1 protein-coding gene is annotated in these 1,368 nt (G+C 62.4%); it reads left to right on the plus strand.

The window, feature by feature from the left end; all coding sequences use genetic code 11:
• Positions 1-45 precede the first annotated feature (45 nt).
• The gene (locus P3T21_RS38380) at positions 46-1,305 is read left to right on the plus strand and encodes an IS256 family transposase (protein ID WP_429261054.1); all 1,260 of its coding nucleotides are present in this window, start codon (positions 46-48) and stop codon (positions 1,303-1,305) included.
• The last annotated feature ends 63 nt before the right edge of the window (positions 1,306-1,368 follow it).

A 1,368-nucleotide genomic window follows, 5' to 3' on the forward strand; every position in this document is an offset into this window, starting at 1 on the left:
ATAAATTTTGTGTGTAAGGCATAACATGTAGCTCAAGGAGCATGTATGCCACGCAAACCCAAGACGAGCCCCGAGGCCCAGACAGCGTTGCCGTCCATTCCGAAGGAACTGATCGACCAGTTCGTGAAGGGGCCGATGACTGCCGAGGCGGTGCATGCCGCCTCAGCGGCGTTCAAGAAGGCGCTGATCGAGCGGGCGCTGGGCGCCGAACTGGGACACCATCTGGGCTATCCGGCCGGCGCCGTGCGGCCCGAAGACGCGACCAACCAGCGCAACGGCAAGAGCGGCAAGACGGTGCTGACCGACGACGGTCCGCTGCGCCTGGAGATCCCTCGTGACCGCGACGGCAGCTTTGCGCCGATCCTGATTCCGAAGCACGAACGGCGCTTTACGGGCTTTGACGACAAGATCATCGCGATGTACGCGCGCGGCATGACGGTGCGCGAGATCCAGGGGTTTCTGGCCGAGCAGTACGGCACCGAGGTGTCGCCGGAGTTCATCAGTTCAGTGACCGATGCAGTGATGGACGAGGTGGCTGCGTGGCAGGCGCGCCCGCTTGAGCCGATGTACCCGGTGGTGTTCTTCGATGCACTGCGCGTCAAGATCCGCGAGGAAGGGCTCGTGCGCAACAAGGCGATCTATCTGGCGCTGGGTATCCTGCCGGACGGCACACGGGACATCCTGGGACTGTGGATCGAGAACACGGAGGGCGCGAAGTTCTGGATGAAGGTGTTCAGCGACCTGAAGGTGCGTGGCGTGCAGGACATCCTGATCGCGGTCACGGATGGCCTCAAGGGCATGCCTGAAGCGCTGGGCGCGGTGTTTCCGGCCACCACCCTGCAGACCTGTATCGTGCATCTGATCCGCAACTCGCTGGACTACGCGAGCTGGAAAGACCGACGGGGGCTGGCGGCTGCCATCAAGCCGATCTATACGGCTGCGGGCGCTGAAGCCGCCCAGGCCGAACTGGACGCGTTCGAACAGGGCGAGTGGGGCCAGAAATTCCCGACTGTGGTGGCCGCCTGGCGCCGGGCCTGGGATCGCGTGATCCCCTTCTTCGCGTTTCCGCCAGCGGTGCGCAAGGTGATCTACACGACCAACGCCATCGAAAGCGTGAATGCCCGGCTACGCAAGATCGTCAAGACGCGTGGGCACTTCCCGACGGACGAGGCCGCGACCAAACTGCTGTGGCTGGCCTTGCGCAATATCACGGCTGACTGGAGCCGTGCCGCGCATGACTGGAAAGCCGCGATGAACCAGTTCGCGATCCTCTACGAGGATCGCTTCACCAGGAATCATTTGTAGAATGCAATTGACGTCCTGCCAGACGGCAGGTCTCTATCTGCCTTGCACACAAAAATTCAGACA

It is taken from the genome of Paraburkholderia sp. GAS334 (assembly GCF_050436625.1).
Lineage (GTDB): Bacteria > Pseudomonadota > Gammaproteobacteria > Burkholderiales > Burkholderiaceae > Paraburkholderia.